The 3,851-nt window shown below is 43.9% G+C and carries 5 protein-coding genes; 1 reads left to right on the top strand and 4 read right to left on the bottom strand.

Going from position 1 to position 3,851, the window contains the following annotated elements; translation table 11 throughout:
• Both HQK80_15340 and HQK80_15335 read right to left on the bottom strand, forming a co-directional pair.
• On the bottom strand, positions 1 to 326 hold a 326-nt coding region (locus tag HQK80_15340), incomplete at its 3' end, for an SH3 domain-containing protein (GenBank protein ID MBF0223566.1).
• A gap of 138 nt (positions 327 to 464) precedes the next feature.
• A complete protein-coding gene (locus tag HQK80_15335) occupies positions 465 to 1,154 on the bottom strand; it encodes a DUF3047 domain-containing protein (protein MBF0223565.1) in 690 nt (229 codons plus the stop codon).
• Positions 1,155 to 1,246: 92 nt separating this feature from the next.
• Here HQK80_15335 and HQK80_15330 point away from each other — a divergent pair, with 92 nt between their 5' ends.
• A complete protein-coding gene (locus tag HQK80_15330; GenBank protein ID MBF0223564.1) occupies positions 1,247 to 2,875 on the top strand; it encodes a GAF domain-containing protein in 1,629 nt (542 codons plus the stop codon).
• 254 nt (positions 2,876 to 3,129) lie between these two features.
• Here HQK80_15330 and HQK80_15325 read toward each other — a convergent pair whose 3' ends face one another.
• Together HQK80_15325 and HQK80_15320 are read right to left on the bottom strand one after the other, a co-directional pair.
• Entirely contained in the window at positions 3,130 to 3,306 is a 177-nt protein-coding gene (locus HQK80_15325; protein ID MBF0223563.1) for a hypothetical protein, read from the bottom strand.
• A 28-nt stretch (positions 3,307 to 3,334) separates the two neighbouring features.
• Positions 3,335 to 3,598 carry an antitoxin gene (locus HQK80_15320; GenBank protein ID MBF0223562.1) on the bottom strand — a complete coding sequence of 88 codons (264 nt, stop codon included), beginning with the start codon at positions 3,596 to 3,598 and terminating at the stop codon, positions 3,335 to 3,337.
• Between the last annotated feature and the right edge of the window lie 253 nt (positions 3,599 to 3,851).

Here is a 3,851-nt window from a genome sequence, read left to right as displayed (position 1 = left end):
TCGTAATTCTGAGCCGGACCAATTCGAAGATTGGCAGTGTTCACTTTTACGATAACCCGTTTATTCTTTTCAGCAAGGGGCTCATAAATCCAACCTTGGTCACCCTCAAAATCCTTAGCCTCGATCCAGTCTTTTTGTCGTTTTACTACTTCTAGCGGAAAATCTTTGAAAACTTCCCATAGTATTTCTTTATTGGTGCTTGGCCCTGATCGAATATTCACACCATCTTTTTTTACACTAATATACTCTGTTGCAAGGGCTGGCGAGCTTATTAGCAGTGTAAGAACAATGAAGGATTTGCATAAAAAAGAGTTTTTGTTTGTCATTAATCTATCCGTTTAATCTATCACAGGGCTACCCTGTGAGATTAGCAAGTTGTTATTGAGTGTAACAGTCCATGTTGGTTTTGTATTAAATTTTTGATCACAATTCAACCAAAAACCTGATCTATTTTATATATTGGTTCATTGATTTGTCAAAAAAAGTGGTTTGATCTTGATGGCACCGTACCAGGCCCTGGCTTCTTCACCTGTGTTATCGGTATCGGTCATGATCGCGATAGCACCAACCTCAGGCGGGGCTTCTCCAAAAGCTTGCTGGTAGTCATCGATAATATTTCTTTGTTCGGTCAGCCATTGCCCGGCTTTCTGATTGCCGCTTTGTACGGCAATCATGACATTGTTGGAGGTGTAGGCATTGGCGCAGAATTCGCCCACGGGCAGTTTGTTTGCCCAGATATAATTTAAGGCCTTTGTGCGCCAGAAAAAAAGGTTTGGAAAAACAACATAGATTCGGGCGGCGTAATCATCCCCTTTTTTGTGACGGGCATCTCCACTCTGAACGGTAGTTTCAATCTGCCATGACCATTCCAGGAGCGGGTAGTCGTTGGGGGCATAGTTAATTTTATAGAAGAGTCCCGAGGCAGAGTTCTTGCTTTCTGCCATAATGCTGGTTTGATTATCCTTTTCTACTAGGCTATATTGAGTTTGGCCGTTAAAGGTTTTTTCCTGCCAGTTGACAGATATGCCACTCTCAAAGTCGTCAATGACTATGGTATGTTGTTCTGCTAAGCGGGCGGCATCTGGCTGTAAAAGAACTGCGCCGATGGTCAATGTGATAATTTTCAGGTAATGGCGCATGATTGTAAAAGTCAAGGTAGAGGCCTCGTAATAATGGTGTGATCAGATAGATACCTTTCGTGTCAATGATACACTATTTGTCATAATATAAGGAGAGCAGAGTTATCATGAGTGATCAATCTAAGGCTCAGGGGTCTGAGTTGGCCTGGCAGGAGATGGTTGTTGAGCTTGTCAAGGTGGGCGCTGCGCTTTCAGCAGAACAGGATTATCGGAAACTATTGAAGATGATTGTTGACCTGGCGCAACGATTCACCAATGCCGACGGCTGTACGCTGTACATCAAGGACGAAAATGAACCGTACCTTCGGTTTTCACTGGTTAGTAACGCCAGCCTCAATATATGCAGGGGTGCTGATGGTCACGATGTGATGTGGCCGCCGATCCCGCTTTGTGACAATCTGGGCCGGGAGAATCACCGCAATGTTTCGGCGCATTGCGCTTTAACTGGAGAGGTGATTACCATTTCGGACGTGTATGAGGCTGAATTTGATTTTCAAGGGACAAAAGATTTTGATTTGACGACGGGATATCGCTCTAAATCAATGTTTGTACTGCCTTTGAAGGATCATGAAAATGAGATAATTGGAGTTGTTCAACTGCTTAATGCTCAGGATCGGAGAACGGGTCAGGTTATTGATTTTAAGGGTACAGATGTCGATATTGTCGTAAGCCTTGCCTCACAGGCAGCGATTTCTCTTACTAAAAGGCGACTCATTAACAGTTTGGAAAAACTACTTTATGCGACAGTTGAGATGATTGGCAGGGCTATCGATGAGAAGTCGCCATATACTGCCGGACATATTCAGCGGGTCGTAGAAATTACAGAACTCTTTGTCGATAAAGTAAACAGTCAGAGTGAAGGGCTGTTTGCCGATAAATCGTTTTCTGAAGACGGTAAAAAAGAGTTGCTGCTGGCCGCCTGGCTTCATGATGTCGGTAAAATTGTTACGCCTGAGCATGTCATTGATAAGGCAACTAAACTTGAGACTATCGTCGATCGTATTGAAATAATTAGCTATCGCCTTGAACTGCTCAAAAAAGAGGCCGTTATTAGGCAGATGAAAGCGGAGGCTGGAGCAGACAAAAAAGAGGCGGCGCTCTTTGAGGGATTTGACTCTCTGGAGGCATATCTGTCATACCTGGATGATGTACAGGTTTTTTTGGAACAGGTTAATGGCGGGGGTGAATTTCTGAGCGCTGAAAAAGTTAAAAAAATTGCTGAGGTGGCTCAAATTACCTTCGAATTAGGTGGTGAAAAGTTGCCGTTGCTCTCTGAAAATGAGGTTGAAAATTTGCTGGTACAGCGCGGAACGCTGAACAGTGCTGAACGTCAGGTAATTAATAAGCATGTGGTGGTTACCCGAGAAATGCTTGAGTCGCTGCCGTTTCCCAAGAAGCACGAAAATGTTCCGGCCTATGCCGGCATGCACCATGAGCGACTGGACGGGGCAGGCTATCCCCTGGGTTTGGTTAAAGATGAGCTGCCCTTTCCTGCCAGAGCCTTGGCCGTTTTTGATGTTTTTGAGGCCTTAACGGCAGCGGATCGACCCTATAAACTAGGGAAATGCATCTCCGAATCAATGGGAATTATCGAACGTATGGCTCGTTGTGGGGAGTTGGATGAGGAAGTCTGCTGCTTTCTGGTGAGTTCTGGCCTTGTGGCTGAATATGCCCAAAAACACCTTGCCGCCAGGCAGATAGACGGTTTTAGCTGGCGGGGAAAAGCGTATTTGTGAAATTTGAGCCAGACGCGACAGTTAATAATTCTGCCCTTGAAGATGTCATACTACTAATCTTATTCAAGTTACCTTCCCCACATGCCAAGAATCGCCTGCATCATAGCCGCTGGGAATCCCCATCACATCACCCTGCGTGGCAATAACCATTCGGTGGTCTTTTTTGACGATGAAAACTGACATGAAATGACGCCATCCGCAAAGTTACGCTTAGCAAGGAGAGCTTTATCGATATATCAAAAATTGAATGTCTGTTATCTCTTAGTCCAATTTTCAATGGTGAGTCCGGGTATTTTATTAAAATGTTTCTCATTGTTTGTTACTATACTGTAGCCCATGGTGATGCCAGTGGCTCCGATGAGGCGGTCAAAGTCATCAACCGGCGTACCATTCTTCCGTAACTCCGCTTTTATCGCGCCAAATGTTTCCATTATGGAAGGCGTGATTTCAATAGGTACATCAGAATACCTCTTTGAACCGTGTTTTCGATCTGCGGCTTTTCCGAATTTCTTTAGAAATCTCTTTTGCTGATTTTTCATCTTTCCATGTACCACACAATTCCATAAAATTTTCAGTTGCACTTTTATACTGAGCGGGCTGGGAGAGATGCTCCTTAAGAATTACGATAACCTCCTGACTAATTGATCGATTGTCCATAGCCGCTTTTCTTCCAAGTGCTTCATATAATTTGTCTTCGATGGACCTTACTTGTAACGTAGCCATTTCATCCTCCATATAAGTGAAAGGGTATATTAGATAAGATATAATTGCCTGCATGAAAATGCAACCTTTTTACATGAAATTTAAATCGCATTTTCAAGCAGTATTGTTGAAGCCGGGGTCGGGCCAGCTATCTACTTGTGAAATCTATTGTTTTTTGTGGCGCAGGGTAGCGCGTAGGATAAAGACCCCTCTAAGGGATCGGGGTTATTTTGTAAGTGAAGATTATCCATGAGTATCCGTAGCAAAGCCTGAC

This window comes from Desulfobulbaceae bacterium (assembly GCA_015231515.1).
GTDB lineage: Bacteria > Desulfobacterota > Desulfobulbia > Desulfobulbales > VMSU01 > JADGBM01.
Note: the sequence above shows the minus strand (reverse complement) of the source record. Positions and strands in the feature narration are given on the sequence as shown.

Excerpts from the sequence above, each read along its gene's own strand:
- HQK80_15330 (MBF0223564.1), top strand. The coding sequence starts at position 1,247 with ATGAGTGATCAATCTAAGGCTCAGGGGTCTGAGTTGGCCTGGCAGGAG.
- HQK80_15325 (MBF0223563.1), bottom strand. The coding sequence starts at position 3,306 with ATGGAAACATTTGGCGCGATAAAAGCGGAGTTACGGAAGAATGGTACG.
- HQK80_15320 (MBF0223562.1), bottom strand. The coding sequence starts at position 3,598 with ATGGCTACGTTACAAGTAAGGTCCATCGAAGACAAATTATATGAAGCA.